The sequence below is a fragment of the Streptomyces sp. JLBG701 genome (assembly GCF_058544905.1).
This window is the reverse complement of record NZ_CM178588.1, coordinates 472,209-499,200: the sequence shown is the minus strand read 5'-3', so window position 1 is coordinate 499,200 and position 26,992 is coordinate 472,209. Positions and strand designations below refer to the sequence as shown.

Sequence of the window (26,992 nt, the reverse complement as noted above, 5' to 3'; positions counted from 1 at the left end):
GAACCATTCAACACAGTGGTCGTGCGAACTGTCACATGACCATGCCGCCGTCCACCGGCAGCACCTGGCCGGTGACGAAGGACGCGGCGTCGGAGGCGAGGAAGACGAAGGGTCCCGCGACCTCCTCGGGCTCGGCCCACCGGCCGAGCGGAATGCGGGCGATCATCTGGGCCGCGAACTTCTCGTTCGTCCGGATGGTCTGCGTCATGGGCGTCGCGGCCAGCGGCGCCAGCGCGTTGACCAGCACCCGCCTGCGCGCCAGCTCGCGGGCGAGGGACTTCGTCAGGCCGATGATCCCCGCCTTGGCGGCGGAGTAGTTCACCTGGCCGAGCGTGCCGACGATGCCGGCGGACGAGGTGACGTTGATGATCCGCCCCGTGCCGTCGTCCGGCAGGAACGGGAGCGCGGCCTGGGCACAGTGGAAGGCCCCCATGAGATGGATGTCGACGACCCGGCGGAAAGCCTCCTCCTCCAGCTTGTCGAACATGGCCGGCGCGATGACCCCGGCGTTGTTCACGAGGATGTGCAGCGTGCCGTCGGCCAGCGTGGCCGCCCGTGCCGCCACGGTGTCCGCGGCCGCCCGGTCCCGTACGTCGAGTGCGGCGCTGTCCGCGGTCAGGCCGGCGGCGGAGATCTTCCCGGCGACGGCTGCCGCGGCCGACGCGTCGATGTCGGTGACGAGCACCGCCGCTCCCGCGCGCGCGAGCGCCTGGGCGACGGCTGCTCCGATACCGCCCGCGGCGCCGGTGACCAGCGCCGAGCGGCCCGTGAGGTCGAACAGGCCGGTGCTGTCGGTCATCAGTAGCTCCTCGGCAATCCCAGCGTGTGCGATCCCAGGTAGTTGAGGATCATTTCCTGGCTGATCGGTGCGATGCGCATGAGGCGGGCCTCGCGGAAGTAGCGGGCCACGCCGTACTCCTCGGAGTAGCCCATCCCGCCGTGGGTCTGCAGGGCGCGGTCGGCGGCCGTGAACCCGGCATCCGCGCACAGGTACTTGGCGGTGTTCGCCTCGCGTCCGCAGGGCCGGCCGCGGTCGTAGAGCCAGGTCGCCTTGCGCAGGACGAGCTCGGCGGCGTCGAGGTGGGCGAGTGAGTCCGCGAGCGGGAACTGGATGCCCTGGTTCATGCCGATGGGCCGTCCGAACACGACGCGTTCCTTGCCGTACCGCACGGCCTTGTCGAGGGCCGCCCTGCCGATGCCCAGCGCCTCGGCGGCGATCAGCATCCGCTCCGGGTTGAGCCCGTCGAGGAGGTAGCGGAACCCCTCGCCCTCCTCGCCGACCCGGTCCTCGGCCGGGATGCGCAGGTCGTCGATGAACAGTTCGTTCGAGGTGACGGCGTTGCGGCCCATCTTCGGGATCGGGCGGATGTCGACCCGGTCGCGGTCGAGGTCGGTGAGGAAGAGCGTCATCCCGTCGGTCCGCCGGGCCACTTCGTCGGGCTTCGACGTGCGGGTCAGGAGAAGGATCTTCTCTGACTCCATCGCCTTGGAGATCCACACCTTGCGTCCGCTGACGACGTAGTGGTCGCCCTCGCGGCGCGCGAACGTCGTGATGCTCGCCGTGTCCAGGCCGGCGCCCGGCTCGGTGACGCCGAAACAGACGTGGAGATCGCCGGTGGCGATGCGGGGGAGTGTCCGCCGCTTGAGCTCCTCGGAGCCGTGCACCACGACGGGATGCATACCGAAGATCGACAGGTGGATCGCGCTGGCCGCGTTCATGCCGCCGCCCGATCGCGCGACCTCCTCCAGGAGCAGCGTGGCCTCGGTGATGCCGAGGCCGTGTCCGCCGTACTCCTCCGGAATGGTGATGCCCAGCCAGCCGCCGCCCGCCACGGTGTCGTAGAACTCCGTGGGGAACTCGTGCGCCTGGTCCTTCTCCATCCAGTACTGGTCGTCGAAGTCGCGCAGGAGTCCGGCGACGGCCTTGCGGATCGTTTCCTGGTCCTCGGTCAGTTCGAAGTCCATACCAGGGCCCCCAACGGCATCGGCAGCGTGCGAAACATATCAAAGGTCAGACCGAAACTGTAGGGATGGGTGACGGTGCGATGGGCGGGCCAACTGCGCACGCCGCCCCCGGTGTTCACCCATGGGCGCCCCGTGTGAAGAAGGGGAGGGTGCCTCCCCGTGCCCGTTTACCGTCGAGTAATGTCGCGGGGCAGGCCATCGGAGGAGGAACCGTGCCACGGTCCGAACGCTCACCCCGGCTGCTCGCCGGTCTCCTGGCCGTGTCGGGTGTCGCCCACTTCGCCTCGCCACGCCAGTTCGACGCGATCGTGCCGCGCGTTCTTCCCGGTACGCCCAGGACGTGGACGTACGCGAGTGGCGCGGCCGAGCTGGTGCTGGCGGCGGGTGTGGCGCTGCCGCGGACCCGGCGGGTGGCCGCGCTGGCCACGGCGGCCTTCTTCGTCGGCGTCTTTCCGGCCAACGTGAAGATGGCCGTGGACTGGCGCAGCCGCCCCGCCCCTGTGAAGGCGGCGGCGTTCGCGCGGCTGCCCCTGCAACTGCCCCTTGTCATGTGGGCCCGTGGTGTCGCGAGGAATGTGGAGGGACGGCCGTGAGCGGACGTATCGAGGTCGGGGACAAGGTCGAGGACTTCTCGCTGCCCGACGAGACCGGGACCACCCGGAGCCTGACCGAACTGCTCGGTGAGGGGCCCGTGGTGCTGTTCTTCTACCCGGCCGCCCTGAGTGCGGGCTGCACCGCCGAGGCGTGCCACTTCCGGGACCTGGCCACCGAGTTCGCCGCCGTCGGCGCGCAGCCCGTGGGTATCAGCGGTGACTCCGTCGACCGCCAGCAGGAGTTCGCTGGACGCCACACGCTCGGCATCCCGCTGCTGTCGGACGAGGACGGAGCGATCCGGGAGCGGTTCGGTGTGAAGCGGGGGTTCTCGCTGGTGCCCACGAAGCGGGCCACCTTCGTCATAGCGCAGGACCGGACGGTCCTCGTCGTCGTCCGCAGCGAACTGCGGATGAACACCCACGCTGACCGGGCCCTCGACGCGCTCAAGGCCCACCGGGGCTGAGCGGCGGGGCACCCTTGTCCCGTCGAACCGGCGCTCCACCCCTTATTGATCCATCCCTCATTGATGCACTCCTGTTGATCCGCCACTGTTGATCCGGTGCGCCAAAGTGGTCATCCTTGACGATATGGACCATGTCGCCGCTGCGGCGATCATCGACGCCCAGGGCAGAGTGACGGGGTGGAGCGAGGGCGCCCGGCTGCTCACGGGCTACCCGGCCGAGGAGGCCGTGGGGCGGACGGCGGCGGAGCTGCTCGCCGAGGAGGCACCGCCGGACACGGTGACCGCGCTGAGCGGCGTCGTAGTGCTGCGCCACCGTGACGGACATCCGGTCGAGCTCGCCGTGACCGCCTGCCCCGTACTCGGCCCGGACGGCGCGCCGGGCGGATACGTGGTCACCGCCGAGCGGCCGCCCGGCCCGGAGCCCACTCTCGCGGGGCAGGCCTTCCAGCAGGCGTCCATGTCGATGTCGGTCTTCGACACCCGCCAGCGCTATCTGCGGATCAACGACGTGGCCTGCCAGGTGATGGGGGCGACGCAGGAGGACCTGTTCGGCCGGCACTTCCCGGACACCGTGGAGGACGCCGAGCAGCACCGCGGCTTCCACGAACATCTGCGGCAGGTCGCCGAAACCGGTGAGCCCCTGCGCTACGAGAGCCTCACCCCCGCACCGACCGGGCCCCGCAACCAGGCCTGGAGCATCGAGATGTGGCCGGTGCGCGACCCTTCCGACGCACTCGTCGGCGTCGCCCTGGCCGCCTTCGACAGCACCGAACAGCACGCGGCCCGGCGGCGGCTGGCCCTGCTGAACGAGGCCGCGACCACCATCGGCACCACCCTGGACGTCGTACGCACCGCCGAGGAACTGGTGGAACTCGTCGTCCCGAGGTTCGCCGACTTCGTCAGCGTGGACCTCCTCGACTGGGTCCTGGGCGCCGATGAGCCACCGGCGTCGCACACCGCCGAGATCGTGCTGCGCCGCGTCGCCCACGGCTCCGTCACCCCCGGCACCCCGGAAGCGGCCGTACGCCTGGGCGAGCGGGACGTCTACGCGGCCTCCTCCCCGCCCGCGCGCGCCATCCGGGAAGGACGAGCCCTCCTCAGCCGGGCGGGCGACCCGGCCTTCGACCGCTGGGTCGCCGAACGCAACGCCCGCGCCCCCGAGGGCAGCCCGCACCGCGCGGGCGTCCACTCGCTGCTCACGGTGCCGCTGCGGGCCCGCGGCATCACGCTGGGCGTCGCGGTCGCCGTCCGGATCGCACACCCCGACCCCTACGCCGCCGACGACGCCGTCCTGGCCGAGGAACTGGCCAGCCGGGCCGCCGTCTGCGTCGACAACGCCCGTCGCTTCGCCCGCGAACGCACCACCGCGCTGGCCCTGCAGCACAGCCTGCTGCCGCGCGGGCTGCCCGGACAGGCCGCGGTCGAGGTCGCCCACCGCTATCTGCCCTGCGGATCCGTCGCGGGCATCGGCGGCGACTGGTTCGACGTGATCCCGCTCTCCGGCAGCCGCGTCGCCCTCGTCGTCGGCGACGTGGTCGGCCACGGCATCCAGTCCTCCGCGACGATGGGACGCCTGCGCACAGCGGTGCGGACCCTCGCCGACGTGGACCTGCCGCCCGACGAACTCCTCACCCACCTCGACGACCTCGTCACCCACCTGGGGGCGGAGGGCAACGAGGACGACGTGGCGGAACTCGGTGCCACCTGTCTCTACGCCGTCTACGACCCCGTCTCGCGCCGCCTCACTCTGGCCGCCGCCGGCCATCCGCCACCGGCCGTGGTGCTGCCCGACGGCACCGTGCGGCTCGTCGACACGAGTGCCGGGCCCCCGCTCGGCGTCGGCGGCCTGCCCTTCGAGGCGACCGAACTGGAACTGCCCGAGGGCTCGGTCGTCGCCCTGTACACCGACGGTCTGATCGAGGACCGCGAGCGCGACATCGACCACGTCACCGAGGAACTGTGCCGCGCGCTGAGTGCGCCCGGCGAGACGCTGGACGCCCTCTGCGACGCCGTGCTGAAGGCGGTGCTGCCGGACCAACCCGGCGACGACGTAGCCCTGTTGCTGGCCCGCACCCGCGCGCTGGGCGCCGGCCAGATCGCCACCTGGGACGTCCCGCCGGACCCCGCCCATGTGGGCGTGGCCCGGCAGGCCGCCATGGCGCAACTGGCCGCGTGGGGACTGGAGGAGGCCGCGTTCGTCACCGAACTCGTCGTCAGCGAACTCGTCACCAACGCGATCCGGTACGGCGAACCGCCCATCCAGCTACGGCTGATCCGCGACCGCACCCTCATCTGCGAGGTCTCCGACGGCAGTTCCACCTCACCGCATCTGCGCCGGGCCCACGCCTACGACGAGGGCGGCCGCGGACTGCTCCTCGTCGCCCAGCTCACCCAGCGCTGGGGCAGCCGCCAGACGGGCAGGGGCAAGACGATCTGGGCCGAACAGCCCCTGCCGCCGATCTGATCACCTCAGATCACTCGAAGGGGCAGCCCGGGTTCGGCACGTCCTCGGAGAACGGTGATCCGTGCGGCAGGACGTACAGCACTTCCAGGACGAGCGTCGTGTCCCCCAGATTGCGACCGAGGTGCACATCGCTCGGCCCGCCCGGCTCCTGCAGAGTGGTGCCCTGCGGATAGACGCCGTCCTGCGCGCAGTCGGCGTGGTAGTGGCTGAGCGTGCCTTCCTTCACGTACCCGTACACGGGCCCGTCGTGGTAGTGCCAGCCGGTGGCCTGCCCGGGCGGGATGGTGACCTCCCGCAGGACGTAGTCGGTGCCGCCGACGGTGGTCTGGGCGATCACCCGGCCGGTCACCCCGGGCCCGGCCGGTGTCGCCTGAGCGGTGCCACAGGCCAGCATCGTGGTGGCCGCGACGGCCCCTGTGACGGCGGTGCGGAGGAACGTGCGCATACGAGAGCCCCCTGGCGCGAGAGAAAGTGTCCGCCGCGAACATAGAGGCGTACAAGGCCAGTTGGGGCCAACTTGATCAGATCAGGACTCAGAACTCCTCGTGAACCTCGGGATCCCCGCCCACGCGCCGGTGGACGCGGTCGGCGATGATCCTCAGCTGGGCGGGGCCCAGTTCGAAGCCGAAGATGTCGAGGTTCTCGCGCTGGCGCTCGGGGCTCGCCGACTTCGGGATGGGCAGGGCGCCCAGTTGGGTGTGCCAGCGCAGGACCACCTGACCGGGGGTCACCCCGTGGGCCTCGGCGACCGTGATGACCGCCGGATCGTCGAGGATGGGGGTGCCGCGGCCGAGGGGGCTCCAGCTCTCGGTGAGAATGCCCTTCCCGGAGTGGAAGGCCAGCAGTTCCTCCTGGGGGAAGTACGGGTGCAGTTCGATCTGGTTGACGGAGGGCAGGACGCCTGTCTCCTTCTCCAGCCGCTCGATGTGCTCGGGCGTGAAGTTGGAGACGCCGATCGAGCGGACGAGGCCGTCCTCGCGGAGCTTGATCATGGCCTTCCAGGAGTCGACGTACTTGCCGACCCGGGGGAGCGGCCAGTGGATCAGATAGAGGTCCACGTACTCCAGGCCGAGGCGCTCGCGGGACTCCTCGAAGGACGCGAGCGTCTCCTCGTAGCCGTGGTGCCGGCCCGGCAGCTTCGTCGTCACCACGATCTCCTCGCGGGGAACCTCGCTGCGGGCCACGCCCCGGCCCACGCCGGACTCGTTGCGGTAGTTCGTCGCCGTGTCGAGAAGGCGGTAGCCCATGTCGAGGGCTTCCCGCACCGCCTCTTCCGCCTGCGCGTCGTCCATCGGCCAGGTGCCGAGCCCGATCGCGGGGATCTTCGTACCGTCGTTGAGCGTGTGCGCCGGGATGCTGATCACGGTCGGACCTTCCCTTTGACTGTGCGGTACAGCCAGTATGGCTACCCGGTCAGTGCCTGCGTGCCCAGGACGGTGAGCAGGGCGAGCCGCTCGGCGTCCTCGGTGCCGGGCTCGGCCGTGTACACCAGGATGCGCAGATCGCTGCCCGCCACGGTCAGGACGTCGCACTCCAGGGTGACGGGGCCGACCCGCGGATGGTCGATGGTCTTGCGCGCCGTCTCGTGTTGGCCGGCCACGCCCGAGTCCCACAGTTCGGCGAACCGGGCACTGCGCGCCCGTAGTTCCGCGACCAGCTGCCGCAGCCGCTGGTCGGCCGGATAGCGGCCGGCGGCCGCGCGCAGGTCGGCGACGACCGTGGTCTCGAAGGCGAGCAGGGACTCCGTGGTGTGCAGGGTGCGGGAGCCGGGGCCGAGGAAGTGCCGCCATACACCGTTGCGCTGGTTGCCGTGCCAGCCGGACGGATCGCCCATCAGGGCCGCGTACGGAGGGTTGGCCAGGAGCAGTGTCCAGGACGCGTCGGACACCGCCACGGGCGTCCCGGTCAGCCGGTCCAGCATGCGGTGGACGCTCGGGGGAATGAACCCGGGGACCGTCTCCGGGCCGGGCGGCACCAGACCGGCCAGCCGGAACAGGTGCGCGCGCTCCGCTCCCGACAGCCGCAGGGCCCGGGCGAGGGCCTCGACCACCTGCGACGAGGGGTGGGAGGCACGGCCCTGTTCGAGGCGGGTGACGTAGTCGACGGAGATCCCGGCCAGCAGGGCCAGCTCCTCGCGGCGCAGTCCGGCCGCGCGCCGGTGCCCGCCCGCGGGGAGCCCGGCGGACTCCGGTGTCGCCCGGTCGCGCCAGCGGCGCACCGCCTTGCCGAAGTCCTCCGTCGCCATGCTCCCCAGTGTGCACTGACGACTGCCGACGTTCCTGGTACCCGCAGTCCCAGGAAGACGCGGACACTGGCTGTCCCCACCGCCCGGCCGGAGCCTGAAGGCATGACAACAACTCTCATCACCGGAGCGAACAAGGGTCTCGGCTTCGAGACCGCCGGCCGTCTCATCGCCGCTGGCCACACCGTCTACCTCGGCAGCCGGGACGCCGAACGCGGACGCCGCGCCGCCGAGCGGCTGGGCGCGCGGCTGCTCCTCATCGACGTCAGCGACGACGCGTCCGTCGAGGCGGCCGCGAAGACCGTCGAGGCCGAGGGCGGCCTGGACGTACTGGTCAACAACGCGGGCATCGAGGCGCGCGGCGAGGGGAACAGCGTGATCGGCGCCGCCGAGGTGACCGCCGACATGATGCGGAACGTGTTCGAGACGAACGTGTTCGGCGTCGTCCGCGTCACCCACGCCTTTCTGCCGCTGCTCCAGCGCTCCGCCGCGCCGGTCGTCGTCAACGTCAGCAGCGGCCTGGGCTCGATGACCCGGATCACCACCGAAGGCACACCGGCCTACGCATACCCCGGGATTGCCTACCCGGCGTCGAAGGTCACGGTCAACGCCCTCACCGTGCAGTACGCGAAGGCGTTCCCCGGCATCCGCATCAACGCGGTCGAGCCCGGCTACACCGCGACGGACCTCAACGGCCGCACGGGCACGCAAACCGTCGAGGAGGGCGCCGAGATCATCGTCCGCATGGCGCAGGTGGGCCCCGACGGCCCGACCGGCGGCTACTTCGACGCCGAGGGCACCCTGCCCTGGTAGTTGGCCGGTTCCCGCAGACGGATGAGGCTCGCCCTCGGCAAGAGGCCGAGGGCGAGCCGTCGTGGGGCAGGGGCGAGGGTCAGGATGTGGCCGCGGCGTCCCACAGGTCGCAGTGGTGTGCCTTCGCGGTTTGGGATGTGGCGGAGTTGCCGCCCTGTGAAGCGGTGCGCAGCTGAAGCACGGTGCCCGGGGTGGACTTCTGGTCCGGCATGACGGGTTGGCCGGGGGCGCTCGGGGCCGAGCCGTGGATGAAGGATGCCCAGTAGGCGGTCATCTGGTCGGCGAGTGCGCGCTGTTCGGTGTTGAAGCCGGCGCTGGTGCCGTACGGCTTGAACAGGTAGTTCAGTTCGGCGGCGTGCGTGGCGCCGAAGTCGAAGTCGGCGTTCTGGGGCAGGGACGCGAACAGGGGTGAGGTTCGGTCGGCGAACTCGTACGAGTAGACGCGGCCGCGCTGGGCCAGGCGGGTGTCCGTGCGCAGTGCGGGGCAGGCGAAGAGGTAGTCGCCATAGGCCGCGGCATAGGCATAGCCGGGTCGCTGGTAGTCGCCGAGCGGATAGCGGGCCAGGGCCTTGGCCCCTGTGGCGTCACCGAAGGCGGAGGCCAGGGCCTTGGGGTAGGCATCGGCGGTCAGCGGGTTGCCCCAGCGGTCGAAACTGTCGTACGCGAAGACCAGTCCCTCGTCGCTCGTGGCGCCGTTCATGACGGGGACGTGGGAGGCCCGGCCGGAGGTGAACGCCTCGGCGGGCTGCACGGGCAGTTCGCGGCCTCCGATGGTGGGGTTCCAGGTCTCGGGGCCGGTGCCGTTCTGGGCGTCGAGGATCGCCTTGGCGGGCTTGGCCCGCAGGCAGGCGGTGGCGGTGGCGGGGTCGGTGCAGCCGAGCTTCTTGGCGAAGGTGAGCCCAGTGGTCTCGGCCTGGGCGCGGGTGCTGCCCCCGCAGTCGAAGTAGGCGCCGCTTTCGATGATCGCCGCCCGGAACAGGCCCCGGCCGGCCGGGGAGGCGAGCTGGGCGCAGACCGCGCTGCCGCCGGCCGACTGACCGGCCAGCGTGACCTGGCCGGCGTCTCCGCCGAAGGCCCCGATGTTGGAGCGCACCCAGCGCAGCGCCTGCTGCTGGTCGAGGAGTGCGAAGTTGCCGGTCGTGCCGGGCAGGGTCAGGAAGCCGAGGGCGCCGATCCGGTAGTCGACCGTCACCACGATGGCGTTCGTGCGGCGGGCGAAGGTGTCGGGGACGATGTCGCGGGCGTCTCCGCCGATGTTGGCGCCCCCGTGGATCCAGACCAGTACGGGCAGCTTGGTCGCGCGGGAGGCGGCGGGCGGGGTGTAGACGTTGACGTCCAGGCAGTCCTCGGTGGTGTGCTGGGTGGCGTAGCCGGGGGCCCAGTAGGTGTTCTGCGCGCAGTAGTCGCCGTACTGGGTGGCGTCCCGGACCCCGCGCCAGTCGGCCGGGCGGCGGGGGGCCTGCCAGCGCAGGGCGCCGGTGGGCGACTGGGCGTAGGGGATGCCGAGGAACTGCCGTCCATCGCTCGTGGCGGCCCCGCGCACCAAGCCGTTGGTGGTGCGGACGAGGGGAGACGCAGCGGATTCGGCCCGGCCGGCGGTGCTCGCCTGTGCGGGGGCGAAGGCGACCGCCAGGGCGATGACGGTGACGGGGATCAGAGTCCAGCGCACTGCGCGCAGGAGTCTTCGGGCACGGGACATAGGGTCTCCCGGTGGAATGGGTGGCCCGAGGGGACGACTCGGGCACCATGAGAGTAGGTGCAAAGTGCCATAGGTGACTAGTGGCATATGTGCATCCACGCGCATTCACGGGAGAGGCGGCGGAACCGAGACATGAAGCTCGAGCACGTACTGCTCGGAATGGTGGCCATGCGCCCCTGCACGGGGTACGACCTGAAGCGGTGGCTGGACAGCGAAATGGGCCGCATGGTCCGCCTGCGTACCCAGCAGAGCCAGGTGTACCGGACGCTGAACCGCATGTGCGTCGACGGCTGGGTCAGCTTCACCGTGCAGCACAACGAGGGCCGCCCCGACGCCAAGGTGTACGTCGCCACCGACGCCGGCGAGCGCGAACTGCACGAGCGCCTGGCCGCGCCGTACACGCCGTCGCCCGACTTCAGCGACCCCGAGTTCCTGATCCGCTGCACCTTCGCGATCTTCCTGGACCCCCAGGAGCACATCCGGCTCGTGCGGACCGAACTCGACGCCCGCCGCGCCCAGTTGGACCGGTTCCGGGACCGGGAGATCCGCGAGGAGCCCTGGCTGCCCGGGATCGACCAGGCCCGGATGTCACAGATCCTGGACCACGTCCACGACTACAAGGACCGGGCCCTGGAAACGCACGTGCGCTGGCTGGAACAGGTACTTACCGAACTCACCGAGGCAGCACAACGGGCTCGGTGACCGCGGACCGTCGACCTCGGTACGGGGCCCTGTCGCCACGTGTGGGCATCGCTGTCACGATCTCCCAAGGAGCCGGTGAGGAACGCGACCGGCGCGGACGACCGACGGAGCGCGCATGACGACGGACAGCGGTACGACGGACGAAGCGGTGCGGGTCGCCGGAGTGGAGGTGCGACCCGCCGCCGGCCACATCGGAGCCGACATCACGGGAGTCGACCTCGCCGAGGACCTCGACGACGCCGTGGTCGCCCTGATCCGGGCGGCGGTGCTGCGCTGGAAGGTGGTGTTCTTCCGCGGCCAGCGACTGGACCACACCGGACACGTGGCCTTCGCCCGCCGGTTCGGGGAACCCGTCGTACTGCCCAAGCGCGGCAGCGCCTCCCCGGCCGACTTCCCCGAGATCGAGACCACCGCCGACCGGCTCGAACTCGGCGGCAGATTCGGCATGGAGCACGACGAGTGGCTGCAGCGCCGCCGCCACACCCTGCTGCGCGGCTGGCACTGCGACCACGGCGCCCGTATCGACCCGCCCGCCGCGACGATCCTGCGCGCCGAGACCGTCCCGCCCTACGGCGGCGACACGACCTGGTCCAACCTCGCGGCCGCGTACGCCGGACTGTCCGCGCCCGTGCGGGAGTTCGTGGACGGCCTGCGGGCCGAGCACCGCCTCGGCGTCGGCTACCAGCCGCGCCCCGGAGACGACGCCTACCTGCGCCACCTGCTGGACCGTCAGGTCGCCTCCGTGCACCCGCTGGTGCGCGTCCACCCGGAGACCGGCGAAAAGGTGCTGTACGTCAACGGCTACTACGTCGAGCAGATCGCCGACGTCTCGCGCCCGGAGAGCGCCGCGATCCTGGACATGCTGCTGGAACAGGCGACCCGGCCCGAGTACACGGTCCGCTTCCGCTGGGAGCCCGGCAGCGTGGCCTTCTGGGACAACCGGGCCACCATCCACCTCGCCCCCAGCGACAACGCCCACCTCGGCCACCCCCGGACCATGCACCGGGTGATGCTCGCCGGCGACGTCCCCGTAGGCGTCGACGGCAAGCCCTCGGAGCCGGTCGTGGGGACCGAACCGGGCCGCTGGTGACGCCGGTCAGCCGGCGGGCCGCCAGCCCAGCGCCGGGCCGAGCCTCGTCGCCATGTCGGTGAGGATCTGCACGTAGTCCTCGTGCTCGAAGGTGAACGGCAGCGCGAACGCCACCTCGTCCACCTCGCGGAACGCGGCGTGCGCGTGGAGGCGTTCGGCGATCTCCTCCGAGGTGCCGACGATGTCCGGCGCGAACATCAGCCGGCCCGGACCCTGCGGGGACGCCGTTCGAGGCAGCCGCTTGGCCGCGAACTCCTCGTACTTCGCGCGCTGCCCGGGCGTCGCCGAGTCGGTGGGGATCACGACGAGCCCCTGGGAGACACGGGCGGCCTCGCCGTCGGGGTGGGCGGCCCGAAAAGCGCGGATGTGGGACAGCTGGATCTCGGCGAAGTCCCAGGGGCCGTCCGGGTCTTCGGCCCTGACGACGCTGCTGACCAGGAAGTTCATCCCCTGCTCACCGGCCCACCGGGCCGAGCGCACACTGCCGCCGCCGTACCACATACGGCGTCCAAGACCCGGAGAATGGGGTTGGACCCGATCCGAGAACACCTCGAACCCCTCGACCCCGCTGAAGTCGGTGGCCGACTTGCCGCGCACGAAGTCCAGCAGCCGCCGCACCCGCTCGTAACTGAAGTCCTCGACATCGGCGGTGTCCGGATACAGCGCGTCCTTCACCTGGTCGAAGTGCATCGGCGGACCGACGCTGATGCCCGGATTGAGGCGGCCCCCGGACAGCAGATCGACCGTCGCCAGGTCCTCTGCCAGCCGCAGCGGGTTCTCCCAGCCCAGCGGGATGACCGCGGTGCCCAGGTCGATGCGGCTCGTGCGCTGCGAGGCCGCCGCCAGGACGGCGACGGGCGAGGAGATGCCGAACTGCAGATGACGGTGGCGCAGCCAGGCGCTGTCGAAGCCGAGCCGCTCGCCCAGCTCGATGATCTCCAGCGTGGACTCGTGGCCCCGGCGCGGATCGTCCTCGTCGAACAGGCCGATGGTCAGAAAGCCCAGCTTGCGCAGGGGGCGTGAGGTCGGCGGCACGGGCTCCTCCGTCGTTCTTCGATCAAGCGGTATGGCAGTGCCAACCCGATCGCGGGACGAGGTGTTCCCGTCTTTCCGCTCAGGTCAGCGGGATGGTGACCTCGTCCTCGACCGGCGGCTCTTCCTCCTGGGCGCGGTTGCCGGTGGCTGCGAAGCAGCGCAGCCGGACCGCTTCCGGGGTGACGTCCAGCCGTAGGAAGCACTTGAAGAACGGCGGGCTGTAGGTCGCCGAACCCGGCGAGAAGAGCTGCGTGTAGATCTTGCGCACCGGAAGGCGGAAGCGGGACCCGCGCCCGGGCCGGCGGCCGGCGCCCAGCAGGGTCGCGACCAGGCGGACGCGCCGGGTGAGGCGCACGGGCGGGCCCTCGGCGCGGGTGCGCGGGATGCCGAGGCGCTCGGCGACGACGGCCCTGGCCTCCGCCTCGGTGAGGGTGAAGAAGCGGCGCAGGCGCAGCCGTCGGCCGTAGAGCCTGCTGTAGAAGGCGAGGGAGTCGCCGCGCAGCGGGTAGCAGCGGAAGTCCTGCTCGGTGACGTCGGCGATGGCGACGGGCGGGATGGTGTGGGTGGCGTGCATGAAGGCACCGCCGCCGCCCGCGACCACGTACTGGATGGTGCGGCCGTCGACCGGCACCGGGTAGCGCTGGTAGTTGTGGATGTCGCCGCCTATCGCCGCGACGTAGTGGTGGTCCGGGTCGCGGACGATGTCGTCGACGGTGCCGCCGCCCTCGATGGCGCACGGGTCGTACTTGCCGTCCACGTACAGCGGCGATCCGGTGACGAGGATCTTCGGGCGCGGGCCCGCGGACATTTCGCGCAGCCATGCGCCCTGTTCGGCGTCGATCGTGCCGAGGAGCCCGGTGTCGATGCCGATGATCCGTACCGGTCCGGCGTCGATGGCCCAGTACGGGCCCGGCTGTACGGCCTGTTGGGCCGGCGCGGGCCGCAACTTCCTTGCCTCGCTGAGGCGTTGCTCGTCCGTGGGACGCGGCCGGTGCCACAGCAGCGACCGCAGCCAGGCTCCCGAGAGCGGGCGCGGCGCGGGTGTGGGGTCCAGGGGCGGGGCGTCGTCGCAGAACACGCGCATGAACCCGCCGAGGTCCTCGTACCAGTCGTGGTTGCCGGGTATCGCGTAGATGGGCGCCGGGTAGTCCCGGTAGGGACGGAAGAACTTCGTGCCGTAGTCGTCCGTCGCGCCGACCGGATAGATCACGTCACTCGTGAGCACGGCGAAGTCGGTGTCCTGACCGACCTTCAGAAAGCCCGGCACCACGGCGTATTGGGGACCATCGCCCTCGCCGGTGTCGCCGATGACCATGAAGGAGAACCGGTCCGGATCGTCGCGCCGGATCACCTTGTCGGCGGGCGCGCCGGCGGCTTCCCGCTGCGCCACCCAGCGGCTGCGGGTACGGCCCGTGGGGTCCCCGAACCAGGAGGCGAGCACACCGTTGCGCGCGGCCCACAGCATCCTCGGATCGAGCCACGAGATCTTCTCGACCTTGTGCGGCATGAGCTGCTTGTACGCGCCGCGTTCGGCTGCGCCCCAGCCGGCGCCTTCGGCGGTATCGCGTGATGATTCAGACACGGGTGCACCGTAACAACGAGCTGGCACAGGGCGAACGGCCGGGGCCGCGCTCGCACTTGACGGCCCCTCAGCGCCTCAGGGGTTCGGTGCCCTGGCCCCGGGCCGGCGCCTCACCACTCGCGGCCGTGCGTCGAAGCCCTGGACGGCGCCCGCGGGGGCGCTACGGGGGCGGGCGGAGCCGCCTCGAAGCGTGGGCCGGTGCGGGTGCGAGCGGGCGGCACCTCGGGACGGGTGGTGTCGGCCCGCCGGGGATGCGTCTTGTTCCAGTCTCCGTCGCCCAGGACCAGCAGCGGGTCGAACATCACGACCACTCCGGCCAGCAACAGGAAGATGATCGGCCCCAGCAGCATGGGCAGCAGCAGCGAGGTCGGCGAGTCGCCGGCCCATGACCCGCCGGACGTGCCGTGCACATGGACGCTCACGGCCTCCATCGCCGTGTAGTGCATTCCGGACACTGCCACACCCATGACCAGACTCGCCCCGAGACTCGTGACGAAGCTCCGGATCGAGACGGCCGCCCACAGCGCCGCCGTCGCCGCGACGATCGCGATCACCACCGAGAGCCCGACGGTGAACGGGTCGTACTGGATGCTGCCGTTGAGCCGCAGCGCCGCCATGCCCAGGTAGTGCATGGCGGCGACACCGAGGCCGGTGATGATGCCCGCGACGGACAGCGTGAAGGTGGTGGCGCCGCGATATCCCACCGCGAACACGCCGACGGCGACCACGAGGATCGCGACCGCGAGGCTCAGCACCGTGAGGCCCACGTCGTAGCGGACCCGGGTCTCCTCGACCTGGAAGCCGATCATCGCGATGAAGTGCATGGTCCAGATGCCGCACCCGATCGAGGCGGCGCCCAGCGCGAGCCAACCGGGCTTGAACGACTGGTCGTTGTACACGGACCGCACGACGCAGCGCAGTCCCAGAGCCCCGCCCAGACAGGCCATGATGTAGGCCGCCACCGGGGTCACCGCACCGTAGCGGAACCCGTCAACCGTGCCTTGCATAAGCCAACTCCCCCCAGAGTTATGGCTGGTTGTCGAGGAAGGTCTACGGGGCGCGATCCCCATTGAGCAAGGCGTTACCGCCGGTATTCGATGAACTCTGGAATACCACGTGTTCACATTGATCCCACGGGGAGTGAAATCCGGCCAGCTTCGGTCGGTGCGGGCGGCCTCACGCGTACCGCCCGATTTGGTGTTGTGTGTTTGCCCAGCCGCTCGACCAGGCTCTACGGCGTGGCCGGATTCCACCCTGTGGCGCGAACCGTGTGACGGCCGACGAAGGGGTGCCCCGCGGTAGAGGGATAACCCTTGAATGCCCTCGTTTTCGATGACATGGACTGGTCAAGCCTGTCATTCTCCCCGCACCTGTGACACGAACCCTCCACGGTCTGACCACACATCAGGTCACGGATCACAGGGGCACGGTCCCGCACAGCTCAGCTCGTCCGGACAGCACACCCGGCTGCCCGGTCTGTCACCGGTCGCCTCCCGCGACCGCCGCAGTAGGAGTACGAGTGAGACGCATCCCCCGTAAGCGGACCGCGGTAGGAGCCCTGATCTCCACCGCCGCGCTCCTCGCCGTCGGCGTCCAGACGGTCCCGGCGAGCGCCAAGCCCGCCGCCCCCCACCCCAGCCCCCTCCGCACCGGCGGCCTGGAGGCCGAACTCAGCCCGGCCCAGAACGCCGCACTCATCAAGAGCGCGGAGAAGAAGACCACGACGACCGCGCGCACCCTGGGCCTGGGCGCCCAGGAGAAGCTGGTCGTCAAGGATGTCGTCAAGGACAACGACGGCACCCTCCACACCCGCTACGAGCGCACCTACGCCGGCCTCCCCGTGCTCGGCGGCGACCTGGTCGTCCACACGCCGCCCGCCTCGCAGGCCAGCGGCACGGTCAGCACCACCTTCAACACCAAGCACACCATCAAGGTCGCCTCGACCACCGCGACCTTCGGCAAGGCCGCCGCCGAGACCAAGGCCCTCAAGGCCGCCCGGGCCGCCAAGGCCGAGAAGCCCACCACCGACAGCGCCCGCAAGGTGATCTGGGCGGGCACCGGTACGCCCAAGCTCGCCTGGGAGACCGTCATCGGCGGCTTCCAGGACGACGGCACCCCCAGCCAGCTGCACGTCATCACCGACGCCGTCACCGGGGCGAAGCTCTCCGAGTTCCAGGCCATCAAGACCGGCACCGGCAACAGCCAGTACAGCGGCACCGTCACCATCGGCACCACGCTGTCCGGCTCGACGTACCAGCTCAACGACACCACCCGGGGCACCCACAAGACGTACAGCCTCAACAACGGCACGTCCGGCACCGGCACCCTGATGACCGACGCGGACGACACCTGGGGGACCGGCTCCGGCTCCAACACCCAGACCGCCGGCGTCGACGCCCACTACGGCGCCCAGGTGACGTGGGACTTCTACAAGAACACGTTCGGCCGCAGCGGCATCAAGAACGACGGCGTGGCCGCCTACTCCCGCGTCCACTACAGCACCGCGTACGTCAACGCGTTCTGGGACGACGACTGCTTCTGCATGACGTACGGCGACGGAGACGGCGGCACCAAAGCCCTCACCTCGCTCGACATCGCCGGCCACGAGATGACCCACGGCGTCACCTCCAACACTGCCGGACTCAACTACACCGGTGAATCGGGCGGGTTGAACGAGGCGACCTCCGACATCTTCGGCACGGGCGTGGAGTTCTACGCCGCCAACTCCTCCGACGTCGGTGACTACCTCGTCGGCGAGGAAGTCGACATCAACGGCGACGGCACGCCGCTGCGTTACATGGACGAGCCCGACAAGGACGGCGGCTCGGCCGACAGTTGGTACTCCGGCGTCGGCAACCTGGACGTCCACTACTCCTCGGGCCCCGCGAACCACATGTTCTACCTGCTCTCCGAGGGCAGCGGCACCAAGACCATCAACGGTGTCACCTACAACAGCCCCACCTCCGACGGCGTCGCCGTCGCGGGCATCGGCCGGGCCGCCGCCCTGCAGATCTGGTACAAGGCGCTGACGACGTACATGACGTCCAGCACCACCTACGCCCAGGCCCGCACCGCCGCCCTGAACGCCGCCACCGCACTGTACGGCTCCAGCTCCACCCAGTACGCCGGAGTCGGCAACGCCTTCGCCGGCATCAACGTCGGCAGCCACATCACCGTGCCGTCCACCGGCGTCACGGTCACCAACCCGGGCAGCCAGTCCTCCACCGTCGGCACCGCGGTGAGCCTGCAGATCTCGGCGAGCAGCACCAACAGCGGCACCCTGACCTACGCCGCGAGCGGCCTGCCCACCGGCCTGTCGATCAGCAGCTCGACCGGCGCGATCACCGGCACCCCGACGACGGCCGGCACCTACAGCACCACCGTCACGGTGACCGACTCCACCGGCGCGAGCGGTACGGCGTCCTTCACCTGGACGGTGAGCGCCAGCGGCGGCGGCAGCTGCACCTCGACCCAACTCCTGGGCAACCAGGGCTTCGAGTCGGGCAACACCACCTGGACCGCCACCAGCGGCGTCATCACCAGCTCCAGCAGCCAGGCGGCCCGCACCGGTTCCTACAAGGCCTGGCTGGACGGCTACGGATCCACCCACACGGACACGCTGTCCCAGTCGGTGACCATCCCCAGCGGCTGCACCGGGACCACCTTCACCTTCTACATCCACATCGACACCGCGGAGACCACCACCAGCACCCAGTACGACAAGCTGACGGTCACCGCCGGGTCCACCACCCTGGCCACCTACTCCAACCTGAACGCGGCCTCCGGCTATGTCGCGAAGTCCTTCAGCCTGTCGGCCTTCGCGGGGACCACGGTCGCCCTGAAGTTCTCCGGCGTCGAGGACTCCTCGCTCCAGACCAGCTTCGTCATCGATGACACCGCGGTGACCACGAGCTGACCCGCAACACCGGGCCGGGCTTCCGCACGCGGATACCAACTCGCGTGCGGAAGCCCGGCGTTGCGCTGCGACGGGGGCCTCAGCTGAACGGGTCGAGCGTGAGATACGCCTGCTGCGGACCGCCGTCGTGGACGAGCGACTCCTGGTTGCCGACGTCGTCGAAGGCGAACGCGTAGGCCTTGCCGTCGGCCATCTGCGCGTGGATCTCGCGCGCGTAGTGGTTGGTCACCGTGTCCAGGTAGAAGTTCGCCGTCGTGGTGTCCGGCTGGTTCGGGTTGACCAGGAGCGTGGAGCGGTTGTAGCCCGCGCACAGCGTGCGGGAGATCGGGCCGCGCACCAGGTCGTTGGGTGCGTCGAGGTACTTGTAGCAGCCGAAGATGCTGGCCGCGTCCGGCTTCTGGAAGCTGGTGACGACCGCGCCCGAGCTGTTGGTGAAGTTCATGACGTCGCCCGACACCCGGCCGAAGTACTTCGTGTCCGGCTGGTCGGTGAACGGGGTGACCGTCAGCGTCGTCGTCGCGTACTTCTGCCATACGCGGTTGATGTAGTCGTCCATCACGGACGCCGGCAGGGCTCCCGTCTCCAGGCCGTACGTGGGCGACAGCGCCCGTAGCACGGTGCCGTCGGACCGGGTCTGGATCAGGTTCGCCCAGCCGCCCGGCTGACCGCGCAGCGCGTTGAAGACCCCGGTGTAGCCGCCCGACTTGAGGTGCCCGGTGTTGACCGTGCTCCCGTCGGCCCGCTTGACGCCCACCGCGTAGGGCGCGGAGAACATGTCGACCTGGGTGCTGTTGAGCCAGATCCCGGAGTCGTTGAGCGTGTACTCCGACCAGTTGAAGAGGATGTCGCGGTTGGGGTCGCTCGGGTTCTGGACGGCCGGCTGTACGAGGCCGCCGGTGGTCAGCCGGAAGTCCAGCTTCTGTCCGTAGGAGAAGTAGATCCGGCCGGAGAACTTGGGGATCTGGATCGTCGTCGACTGGCCGGGCGCGGGCCCGGCGATGGACGCGTCGGGAGCGGGCGTGGGCGGGTTGCCGCCGGCGGGCCACGCGTGGAAGGTGCCGTTCGCATCGGCCCAGCCCTGCTGTCCCGAAGCCAGGTCGGTGCCGAGGTCGTAGACGTAGACCGCCTCGCTGCGGCCGGAGTTGTTCGTGATCGTCAGGGGGATCGTGGCGGGCACCGCGGCGTCCGCGGACGACGGTGCCCCGAACGCGAGCAGCGAGCCGAGCAGGGCGGCGGCCGCGGCCGTGACCGAGAGCTGGTGTGGGGGACGTACGAGCACTCTCCACCTCCGTGGGTCTTCACTTGAGGGGATTGGTCCATACCTGCCGTGAGAGCGCTCTCAGAATCCCGCCACGACGCGGGCATGTCAATAACAACTGCGAATCGACGGGTGCGAGTCGACCGGCAGGCGCGCTTCAGAAGGTGCGCTTCAGCAGGTCGAGCAGCGCCGCCCAGTGCCGCTCGTCCGCCGCGCTGTCGTACGCGGAGGTGTCGGCCTGGGTGAAACCGTGGTGCGCGCCGGGATAGACCTCACAGGTGTGGCGGACGCCGGCCGTGGTCAGGGCCTCCTCGAAGCGCTCGATCTGCTCGACGGGCAGCGACGGGTCGTTGTCCGCGTGGCCGAAGTACAGCTCGGCGGTGATGTGTCCGGCTACCAGGTGGGGGCTGTCCGGGCCGTCGGTCGCCAGCCGGCCGCCGTGGAAGCCGGCCGCGGCCGCGACCCGGTCCGGGTAGGTGCCGGCGGTGAGCAGGGCGAGCCGGGCCCCCATGCAGTACCCGGTCAGTGCCACCGGACCGTCGGCCACCAGCGGGCTCTGCGCCAGCCAGTCCAGATAGGCGCCGGCGTCACGTGCCGCGAGCTCGGGGGTCAGCGACTGCATGACCGGACCGATCGCACCCCAAAGGTCCGGCCGGGCCTGGGTGTCGATGAACTCGGGCAGCTCGAACACCGGCGTGCGGCCGTGGCGGTAGAACACGTTGGGGACCAGGACCGTGTAGCCCGCCTCCGCGAGCCGGTCGGCCATCGACCTCAGATGGGGGCGCAGCCCGAAGGCGTCCTGGTAGAGCAGGACACCCGGGTGGGGGAGTCCGTCGCCGGGATGGGCCAGATAGGCGTCGGCGACGCCGTCCTCGGTGGCGACGTCCACGGCTGTTCCCTGTACGGAGGTCATGCGGGGTGCCTCTCTGAGCAGTTGGCGGCGAGCGGTTCGCGGCCCCGGCGGGACCGGGACCGTGGATATGGTTTCACGCACCATGTAAGTGGGGCGCGCGACCCCCACGGCCCCGGTGCCCGGAGCTCACTCGAACCGTGTCGTGTCGCCCGCTCCCCGTCGTACGATCTCGGCCTCGCCCTCCGAGAAGTCGATGACCGTCGTCGGCTCGGTGCCGCAGTCGCCGGAGTCCACCACCGCGTCCACCACATGGTCGAGGCGGTCCTTGATCTCCCAGCCCTGGGTCATCGGCTCGTCCTCGTCGGGCAGGAGCAGCGTGCTCGACAGGAGCGGCTCCCCGAGTTCCGCGAGCAGGGCCTGGGTGACGACGTGGTCGGGGATGCGTACGCCGACCGTCTTCTTCCTGGGATGCTGGAGCATGCGCGGCACCTCCTTCGTCGCGGGCAGGATGAAGGTGTAACTGCCGGGCGTGGACGCCTTGATCGCGCGGAACACGTCCTTGTCGACGCGCACGAACTGGCCGAGCTGGGCGAAGTCCTGGCACACGAGGGTGAAGTGGTGCCGGTCGTCCAGGTGACGGATGGTACGGATCCGCTCGATGCCGTCACGGCTGCCCAGCCGGCAGCCGAGCGCGTAACAGGAGTCCGTCGGATACGCGATGAGCGCATCCGCGCGGACGCTGTCGGCGATCTGGCCGATGGTGCGCGGCTGCGGGTTGTCGGGGTGAACGTCGAAGTACTTCGCCATCCGCCGAGCTTATGCCGCCGGGGAGCGGCGCCCGCGCAGGCACCCGCATCCGGCGGCGGACGCCGATCCCGGCGGCCGTCCCCCTCATCCGTGCAGCCGCACCGGAATCTCCTGCCAGCCGAAGGCGATGAAGGAGGGCACCTGCCGCAACTCGTCACCGTCGACGGCCAGTCGAAGGTCGGGGAAGCGGTCGAAGAGGGCGGGCAGCGCGGTGAGGGCCTCCATGCGGGCGAGCGGTGAGCCGATGCAGCGGTGGACGCCGATGCCGAACGCCAGGTGGTCGTCACCGCCGCGCGCGGCGTCGAAGGCGTCCGCGTCCGGCCCGTAGTGTGCGGGATCGAGCCCCGCGGCGGCGTACGTCGTGATGATGGCGTCGCCCGCCGGGATCGTCACGTCGCCGATCGTCAGGTCCGTGACGGCGAAGCGCAACGGCAGCGACGCGATGGACGGATGGACACGCAGGGTCTCGTCGACGACCGCGTCCCAGCCGATCTCCCCGGACCGTACGGCCGCCAGCTGCTTGGGATGCCGGAGCAGGGCGACGATCGCGTTGCCGATGAGGTTGACGGTCGTCTCGAAGCCGGCCCCGATGACCAACAGCAGCGTGTACAGCAGCTCTTCGTCACTGAGCCGGTCGCCGTCCTCGTCCCGGACCCGGATCAGTTCGGTCGTCAGATCGTCGCCGGGGTGCTCGCTGCGATGGGCGATGAGCGCGGGCAGCACCGTGCCGATCTGCTGCTGCACGAACGCCGCGTGCTCGGGAGAGGGGTCGGAGGTGTCCATGATGGCCGCGATGAGCCGGCCCGTGTCGTCGACCAACTCCTCCGGCACGCCGAACAGTTCGCAGATCATCCGCATCGGCAGGGGATGGGCGAACCCCTGCCGTACGTCGACCGTCCCGCCGTCGGCGCCGGCGGCCTCCACGGCGTCCAGCAGCTCGGCGGTGATCGCCTCCACCCGCGTCCGCATCGCCTCGGTACGGCGGTGCGTGAAGCTCGGCGCCACCAGCTTCCGCAGCCGCGTGTGGTCGGGCCCGTACGTGGAGAGCATGTTGACCACGCCCACCCAGCCCAGCACCCAGCCCCAGGAGGGATGTTCGCCGAGCTCCGGCCACAGCCGCCAGTGCAGCCGGGGGTCCTTGCTGACCCGCGGATCGAGGATGAGGTCCTTGAGCGTGTCGTAACCGGTCGGCGCCCAGGCGGGGATGCCGCCGGGCAGCTCCACGGGCACGATCGGGCCGAGCGCGCGCAGCCGGGCGCTCTCGGCGGGGATGTCGGCGCCGAACGGGTCGATGGCGAAGCGGTCGGTGCGATCGGTCACGGTCACGACGGATCTCCTGGCTGGTCGGGGGAGCGGGGGCTGAACCGGACGGGCAGGGACGTGAGCGAGCGGTGGAAGGGGCCGGGCCGCCAGCTGAGCCGCTCGCGGGGCAGGACGGGCTCCAGGTCGGGCAGCCACTGGGTGAGCCGCTCGATCGCCTCGGTCGCGATGAGCAGCGTGTGCTGCTTCACCGGACAGGCGTGCGGGCCCGCCGACCAGGACAGATGCGAGGCGTCCTTGGGATGGCGGCCGACGACGACCTCCTGTTCGGCGAAGTGCGCCAGCGCCCCGAAGGAGACGACCACCGGCACCGCCGCCCTGATCCACACACCGTGGAACGACACCGGGCGGCGGGCGTAGTGGATGCCGTAGTTCGCCAGCGGCGTCTCGTGGTGCAGCACCTCCACCACGGCGTCCATCACCGGACGGGCCCCGCTCGTCAGGGTGGAGTAGTAAGCGGAGTTGCCGAGGATCCGGGACAGGGAGTTGGACACCAGGTTCGCCGTCGGCTCGTGTCCCGCGCCGAGGGTCAGGAACACCTGCCAGGCGACCTCCTCCGGACTCAGCCCGGCGGGGTGCTCGAGCAGCCAGCTCGGCAGGTCGTCACCCGGCCGCTCGGCCTTGGCCGCCACCAGTCCCAGGACGTACCCACCGAACTCGGCCTCGCCCTCGGCGGCCTGGGCGCCACCCTCCATCATCTTGCCCAGCGCCCCGTTCAGCCGCTCGCTCTGGCTGTCGGGCAGCCCGAAGAGGCTGTTGAACACCAGCGCCATCAGCGGCCGCGCGAAGTCGCGCACCAGGTCGGCCTCCCCGCTCGGCCCGATCCAGCTCACCAGCACGTGCACCGCCCGGTGGACCCGGTCCCTGAGGTCGTGCGGCTCGACCCGGTCGAAGGTGTCGATGAGCGAGGTGCGGTAGCGGACATGGGCCCCGCCGTCCGCGAACAGGCTGTTGGGCCGCCAGCGCATCATGCCCAGCACGGGGGAGTCGTCGGCGACCGTGGACTCCCAGGGCCGCGGATCGTGCGAGAACGTGTCCGTGTCGTGCAGCAGCTCCAGCGCGGTCCGCCGGTCCGTGACGACGTACGCCGGTACGCCCGGCGCGAGTTCGCCCCAGCCGATCGGGCCCTGGGCGCGCAGGGCGGCGTAGTAGCGGTACGGGTCGAGGGCGAAGCCGTCCTCCCACAGCCGTACCGGCGCGGACAGGTCGAAGGCGTGCTGGGCGGGAGGATAGGTGGTCACCGGCGCTCCGAGGGGTGGCGGTCGATCAGATGCTGGACCAGGGCGAGCAGCGCGTCGACGGAGGAGTGGGCGTCCCGGGCGTCGCACGTCACCAGCGGTGTGCCCGCCTCCAGGTCCAGGGCGGCACGCAGCTGTTCGTCGGTGAAGTGCCGCGGCCCGTCGGGGAAGGTGTTGAAGGCGACCGCGTACGGCAACCCGCTCTCCTCCACCAGGCCGAGCACGTCGAACGACGCGTCGATCCGGCGGCTGTCGACCAGGACGAGCGCGCCGAGCGCCCCGTAGGCGATGTCATCCCACAGCGACCGGAACCGCTCCTGTCCGGGCGTGCCGAACAGGTAGAGCACGAGCCCGGCCGGCAGGCTGATCCGCCCGAAGTCGATGGCGACCGTGGTGGTCGTCTTGTCCCGCACCCCGTCGAGATCGTCGACCTGCGCGGACGCCTCGGTCAGCCGCTCCTCGGTGTGCAGGGGCCGGATCTCGGACACGGAGTCGATCAGGGTCGTCTTGCCCACCCCGAAGGGACCCGCGACCAGGATCTTCACCAACTCGCGGGTGGTCTCGGGCAGGTGGATGCCGCTAGTCGTGCTTGAGGGCGCGCAGGCCATCGGCCACTCTCTTCAGCAGGTCGGGGTCGTACCGTTCGGCGGGCGGGATCGGCGCGCGGGTCAGCACCAGGTGCCGGTCGACGAGGTCGGCGGCCAGCACCCGCACCGCGGAGACCGGCAGCCGCAGCAGGGCCGCCGCCTCCAGTACCGTCAGCGAGCCGCCGCCCAGGACGTCCAGCAGGGCCAGTTGGGCGGCCGGCAGATCCGGCGGTGTGTCCTCGTCGGTGCTGGTGAGCATCGACAACCGCTCCAACTGGGGCCGGCTGGGCCGGGCCACACCACCCGTCGACAGATACGCGGGAACCAGGGGACGGCCGCCACGGCGGCCGGTCATGCCGACGCGCCGCCGTCGACCCCTCTGGGTACGGCCGCCATCGCCTTCTCACCCAGCCGCGCCACCTGCGAGTGGACCCGGTGCGCGAGCAGGTCGAGCCGCACCTCGCCGTCCCCGTAGGCGGCCACACAGGTGCCGTGGTCCGTCGGCACGATCAGGACGTACCCGTGGTCCGACTCGATGACGACCTGCCGCACCTCGGCCCGCTCCTGGTCGGCGAACGCGGCCGCGGCGGTACGGCAGGCGCCCTGCACGGTGCTGGTGATCGCGGCCACCCGCTCGGCGGAGGCCTGCGACAGTGCGTCGGTGTACCCCGTCACCAGCCCGTCCCTGGTCAGCAGGACCGCGGCGACGACGTGCGGCACCTGCAGAATCGGTTCCAGCACCCACGCCGTCTCGCCTGCCTCACGGCTGGTCATCGGGCCGCTCCCCCTTCGTAGTCGGACTGAACGGACTGATCGGTGTTGTCGTCGCCGCCCGCCTCCACGGTGGCCCGGGCCGCCGCGGTACCGGACTGCAGTGCGCCGAGCGCGGCGGCCGCCTCCTCGGGACGGCGCGGTGCGGGCGGGGGCGCCGGCGTGTCCGCGGCGGCGGCCGGCGTGCGGCGACGGCGCTGCGGCAGAGCGCCCGCGTCGCGCGGACCGTGATGCCCTGATACGGCGGTGGAGGCGCTGTCGGCCGGTTCGGTCCCGTACCCGTGGGCGGGCGAAGAGGTGTCGGTGCGGTCCGCCGCGACTGTCTGGACCGTCTCGTCCACAGCCGGGGCGGGCCTGCGCGTCGAGCGCGGGGCGCTGGCCGCCGGCGGCTGCGCGGTGGGGTCGATACGGGTGAGGAGGTGGCTGTCGACCCGCAGGACCGCGCGCACACCGCCGTAGGGCGAGGGCGAGGACACGTCCACGCCCAGGTCGAACTGGCGGGTCAGCTGGCCGATCGCGGCGAGCCCCATGCGCGGCGGGTCGCCGAGTTCGGTGAGGAGGATCGGATCGTTGCCGGCCACCATCCGCTGGGCCTGGGCCCGTTCGTCCTGCGTCATGCCGAGGCCGGCGTCGTCCACGGTGACGCACACTCCGTGGGCGACATGCTCCAGGTTGACCAGGACGTCGGTGTCGGGCGCGGAGTGGCGCAGGGCGTTGTCGAGGAGCTCGGCGACGATGATCGCGACGGGCTCGACGGCGTGCGACACCAGCGCGGTGCCCGCCTCCAGATGGTTGTGGACCTGGACCCGGTGGTAGCCCGAGAGCCGGGCCTTGCCACCGGTCACCGCGTCGACCAGGTGGGACTCCTCCCGGGCCAGCCCCACCCAGGCCCCGCACACCACCGCGGCGACCTGCGCCCGACGCAGCGACTGCTCGTTCTCGTGGTCCAGCTGGAAGAGAGTCTGCGCCAACTCCGGGTCGTCGTACCGCTGTTGCAGCTCTCGCAGCGCGTCCTGCAACCGGTACAGGCCCGCCTGGATCTCCCGCGTGGCACCCCGCATCCCGGCCCGGGCGGCGGCGTCGATCCGCGTGCGCTGTGCCGCCAGCTCGGTGTGCAGCTCCGCCAGCACCTTCTCCAGCGCGATGCCCAGCGGGGACCCGGCGATCTGCGGCTGCGAGGGACCCGGCACCGCGATGTGCGGGTGGGCAAGTTGGCGGCCGGCGGCCGGTAACCGATGAGCCGCCAGATATTCGACCTCCGCCGTGAACACCCTTTGCGCGGCGTCCAGTTGGGTGCGCAACGCGGCGATCTGCGCCCGCTGCACGGACCGCCCGCGACGGGCGTGCAGCAGGCCGCCGCCGAGGGCGAGCGCGGACAGCGTTCCGACGGCCAGGCCACCGGCCAACAGGTCCGGTAATTCGATCATCGAATCGATTCCAAGGGAAGGCGGGCAGGGCGGGGTTCGAGGCCCGCGGGCGAGGGGCTCGCAGCACAGTACACACTGTCATCGACCGCTCTCGCACGGTGGAACGCGACTTCGCTCCGAAAGAGTCCGATCTCTGTTGGCTTCTGTTCCAACTGTCTGAATTGCC

25 protein-coding genes are annotated in these 26,992 nt (G+C 70.8%); 7 read left to right on the top strand and 18 right to left on the bottom strand.

Annotation, left to right across the window (positions count from 1 at the left end):
- Positions 1–31 precede the first annotated feature (31 nt).
- The gene (locus AC5DRG_RS02330; protein WP_491807660.1) at positions 32–799 is read right to left on the bottom strand and encodes an SDR family NAD(P)-dependent oxidoreductase; all 768 of its coding nucleotides are present in this window, start codon (positions 797–799) and stop codon (positions 32–34) included.
- Positions 799–1,965: an acyl-CoA dehydrogenase family protein gene (locus tag AC5DRG_RS02325; RefSeq protein ID WP_491807659.1), complete on the bottom strand. Its 1,167-nt coding sequence runs from the start codon at positions 1,963–1,965 to the stop codon at positions 799–801. Before AC5DRG_RS02325 ends, AC5DRG_RS02330 begins: the two co-directional genes overlap by 1 nt.
- Positions 1,966–2,177: 212 nt before the next feature.
- Here AC5DRG_RS02325 and AC5DRG_RS02320 point away from each other — a divergent pair, with 212 nt between their 5' ends.
- From AC5DRG_RS02320 to AC5DRG_RS02310, 3 genes are all read left to right on the top strand, one after another.
- On the top strand, positions 2,178–2,558 hold the full coding sequence (locus AC5DRG_RS02320) for a DoxX family protein (protein ID WP_491807658.1): 381 nt from the start codon (positions 2,178–2,180) through the stop codon (positions 2,556–2,558).
- On the top strand, positions 2,555–3,022 hold the full coding sequence (locus AC5DRG_RS02315) for a peroxiredoxin (protein WP_491807657.1): 468 nt from the start codon (positions 2,555–2,557) through the stop codon (positions 3,020–3,022). The genes AC5DRG_RS02320 and AC5DRG_RS02315 overlap by 4 nt, the downstream gene beginning before the upstream one ends.
- Before the next feature lie 124 nt (positions 3,023–3,146).
- On the top strand, positions 3,147–5,486 hold the full coding sequence (locus AC5DRG_RS02310; protein WP_491807656.1) for a SpoIIE family protein phosphatase: 2,340 nt from the start codon (positions 3,147–3,149) through the stop codon (positions 5,484–5,486).
- 10 nt (positions 5,487–5,496) lie between these two features.
- Here AC5DRG_RS02310 and AC5DRG_RS02305 read toward each other — a convergent pair whose 3' ends face one another.
- The 3 genes from AC5DRG_RS02305 to AC5DRG_RS02295 all read right to left on the bottom strand — a co-directional run bounded on the left by AC5DRG_RS02305 (position 5,497) and on the right by AC5DRG_RS02295 (position 7,731).
- Entirely contained in the window at positions 5,497–5,931 is a 435-nt protein-coding gene (locus AC5DRG_RS02305; protein WP_491807655.1) for a cupin domain-containing protein, read from the bottom strand.
- An 88-nt stretch (positions 5,932–6,019) separates the two neighbouring features.
- Entirely contained in the window at positions 6,020–6,850 is an 831-nt protein-coding gene (locus AC5DRG_RS02300) for an aldo/keto reductase (RefSeq protein WP_491807654.1), read from the bottom strand.
- 41 nt (positions 6,851–6,891) lie between these two features.
- Positions 6,892–7,731 (bottom strand): helix-turn-helix transcriptional regulator, encoded by an 840-nt coding sequence (locus tag AC5DRG_RS02295; RefSeq protein ID WP_491807653.1) that lies wholly within the window; start codon positions 7,729–7,731, stop codon positions 6,892–6,894.
- A gap of 102 nt (positions 7,732–7,833) precedes the next feature.
- Here AC5DRG_RS02295 and AC5DRG_RS02290 point away from each other — a divergent pair, with 102 nt between their 5' ends.
- The gene (locus AC5DRG_RS02290) at positions 7,834–8,541 is read left to right on the top strand and encodes an SDR family NAD(P)-dependent oxidoreductase (protein ID WP_491807652.1); all 708 of its coding nucleotides are present in this window, start codon (positions 7,834–7,836) and stop codon (positions 8,539–8,541) included.
- A gap of 79 nt (positions 8,542–8,620) precedes the next feature.
- On the opposite strand, the gene AC5DRG_RS02285 is transcribed toward AC5DRG_RS02290, so the two are convergent.
- Positions 8,621–10,240 carry a carboxylesterase/lipase family protein gene (locus AC5DRG_RS02285; RefSeq protein WP_491807651.1) on the bottom strand — a complete coding sequence of 540 codons (1,620 nt, stop codon included), beginning with the start codon at positions 10,238–10,240 and terminating at the stop codon, positions 8,621–8,623.
- 132 nt (positions 10,241–10,372) lie between these two features.
- Between AC5DRG_RS02285 and AC5DRG_RS02280 the strand changes: the two genes are divergently transcribed.
- A complete protein-coding gene (locus AC5DRG_RS02280; protein WP_491807650.1) occupies positions 10,373–10,942 on the top strand; it encodes a PadR family transcriptional regulator in 570 nt (189 codons plus the stop codon).
- A gap of 115 nt (positions 10,943–11,057) precedes the next feature.
- Positions 11,058–12,032: a TauD/TfdA dioxygenase family protein gene (locus tag AC5DRG_RS02275; RefSeq protein ID WP_491807649.1), complete on the top strand. Its 975-nt coding sequence runs from the start codon at positions 11,058–11,060 to the stop codon at positions 12,030–12,032.
- 6 nt (positions 12,033–12,038) lie between these two features.
- Here AC5DRG_RS02275 and AC5DRG_RS02270 read toward each other — a convergent pair whose 3' ends face one another.
- The 3 genes from AC5DRG_RS02270 to AC5DRG_RS02260 all read right to left on the bottom strand — a co-directional run bounded on the left by AC5DRG_RS02270 (position 12,039) and on the right by AC5DRG_RS02260 (position 15,656).
- Complete coding sequence (locus AC5DRG_RS02270) at positions 12,039–13,067, bottom strand: LLM class flavin-dependent oxidoreductase (protein ID WP_491807647.1); 1,029 nt, start codon at positions 13,065–13,067, stop codon at positions 12,039–12,041.
- Positions 13,068–13,146: 79 nt separating this feature from the next.
- Complete coding sequence (locus tag AC5DRG_RS02265; protein WP_491807646.1) at positions 13,147–14,649, bottom strand: metallophosphoesterase family protein; 1,503 nt, start codon at positions 14,647–14,649, stop codon at positions 13,147–13,149.
- Between the two features lie 110 nt (positions 14,650–14,759).
- On the bottom strand, positions 14,760–15,656 hold the full coding sequence (locus AC5DRG_RS02260) for an MHYT domain-containing protein (protein WP_491807645.1): 897 nt from the start codon (positions 15,654–15,656) through the stop codon (positions 14,760–14,762).
- Between the two features lie 512 nt (positions 15,657–16,168).
- Between AC5DRG_RS02260 and AC5DRG_RS02255 the strand changes: the two genes are divergently transcribed.
- A complete protein-coding gene (locus AC5DRG_RS02255) occupies positions 16,169–18,565 on the top strand; it encodes a M4 family metallopeptidase (protein WP_491807644.1) in 2,397 nt (798 codons plus the stop codon).
- Positions 18,566–18,644: 79 nt separating this feature from the next.
- Here AC5DRG_RS02255 and AC5DRG_RS02250 read toward each other — a convergent pair whose 3' ends face one another.
- The 9 genes from AC5DRG_RS02250 to AC5DRG_RS02210 form a co-directional block, all read right to left on the bottom strand.
- Positions 18,645–19,844 carry a glycoside hydrolase family 64 protein gene (locus AC5DRG_RS02250; protein ID WP_491807643.1) on the bottom strand — a complete coding sequence of 400 codons (1,200 nt, stop codon included), beginning with the start codon at positions 19,842–19,844 and terminating at the stop codon, positions 18,645–18,647.
- 136 nt (positions 19,845–19,980) lie between these two features.
- A complete protein-coding gene (locus tag AC5DRG_RS02245; RefSeq protein ID WP_491807642.1) occupies positions 19,981–20,736 on the bottom strand; it encodes a dienelactone hydrolase family protein in 756 nt (251 codons plus the stop codon).
- 126 nt (positions 20,737–20,862) lie between these two features.
- On the bottom strand, positions 20,863–21,483 hold the full coding sequence (locus AC5DRG_RS02240) for an L-threonylcarbamoyladenylate synthase (protein WP_491807640.1): 621 nt from the start codon (positions 21,481–21,483) through the stop codon (positions 20,863–20,865).
- Between the two features lie 84 nt (positions 21,484–21,567).
- The gene (locus tag AC5DRG_RS02235) at positions 21,568–22,809 is read right to left on the bottom strand and encodes a cytochrome P450 family protein (protein ID WP_491807639.1); all 1,242 of its coding nucleotides are present in this window, start codon (positions 22,807–22,809) and stop codon (positions 21,568–21,570) included.
- Positions 22,806–24,044: a cytochrome P450 family protein gene (locus AC5DRG_RS02230; RefSeq protein WP_491807638.1), complete on the bottom strand. Its 1,239-nt coding sequence runs from the start codon at positions 24,042–24,044 to the stop codon at positions 22,806–22,808. Before AC5DRG_RS02230 ends, AC5DRG_RS02235 begins: the two co-directional genes overlap by 4 nt.
- Positions 24,041–24,649, bottom strand: a complete 609-nt coding sequence (locus AC5DRG_RS02225) for a GTP-binding protein (protein ID WP_491807637.1) — start codon at positions 24,647–24,649, stop codon at positions 24,041–24,043. The genes AC5DRG_RS02230 and AC5DRG_RS02225 overlap by 4 nt, the downstream gene beginning before the upstream one ends.
- Positions 24,621–24,983, bottom strand: coding sequence for a DUF742 domain-containing protein (locus AC5DRG_RS02220; protein WP_491807635.1), 363 nt, complete (start codon positions 24,981–24,983; stop codon positions 24,621–24,623). The genes AC5DRG_RS02225 and AC5DRG_RS02220 overlap by 29 nt, the downstream gene beginning before the upstream one ends.
- Complete coding sequence (locus AC5DRG_RS02215) at positions 24,980–25,402, bottom strand: roadblock/LC7 domain-containing protein (RefSeq protein WP_491807634.1); 423 nt, start codon at positions 25,400–25,402, stop codon at positions 24,980–24,982. The genes AC5DRG_RS02220 and AC5DRG_RS02215 overlap by 4 nt, the downstream gene beginning before the upstream one ends.
- A complete protein-coding gene (locus AC5DRG_RS02210; RefSeq protein ID WP_491807633.1) occupies positions 25,399–26,826 on the bottom strand; it encodes an ATP-binding protein in 1,428 nt (475 codons plus the stop codon). The genes AC5DRG_RS02215 and AC5DRG_RS02210 overlap by 4 nt, the downstream gene beginning before the upstream one ends.
- Between the last annotated feature and the right edge of the window lie 166 nt (positions 26,827–26,992).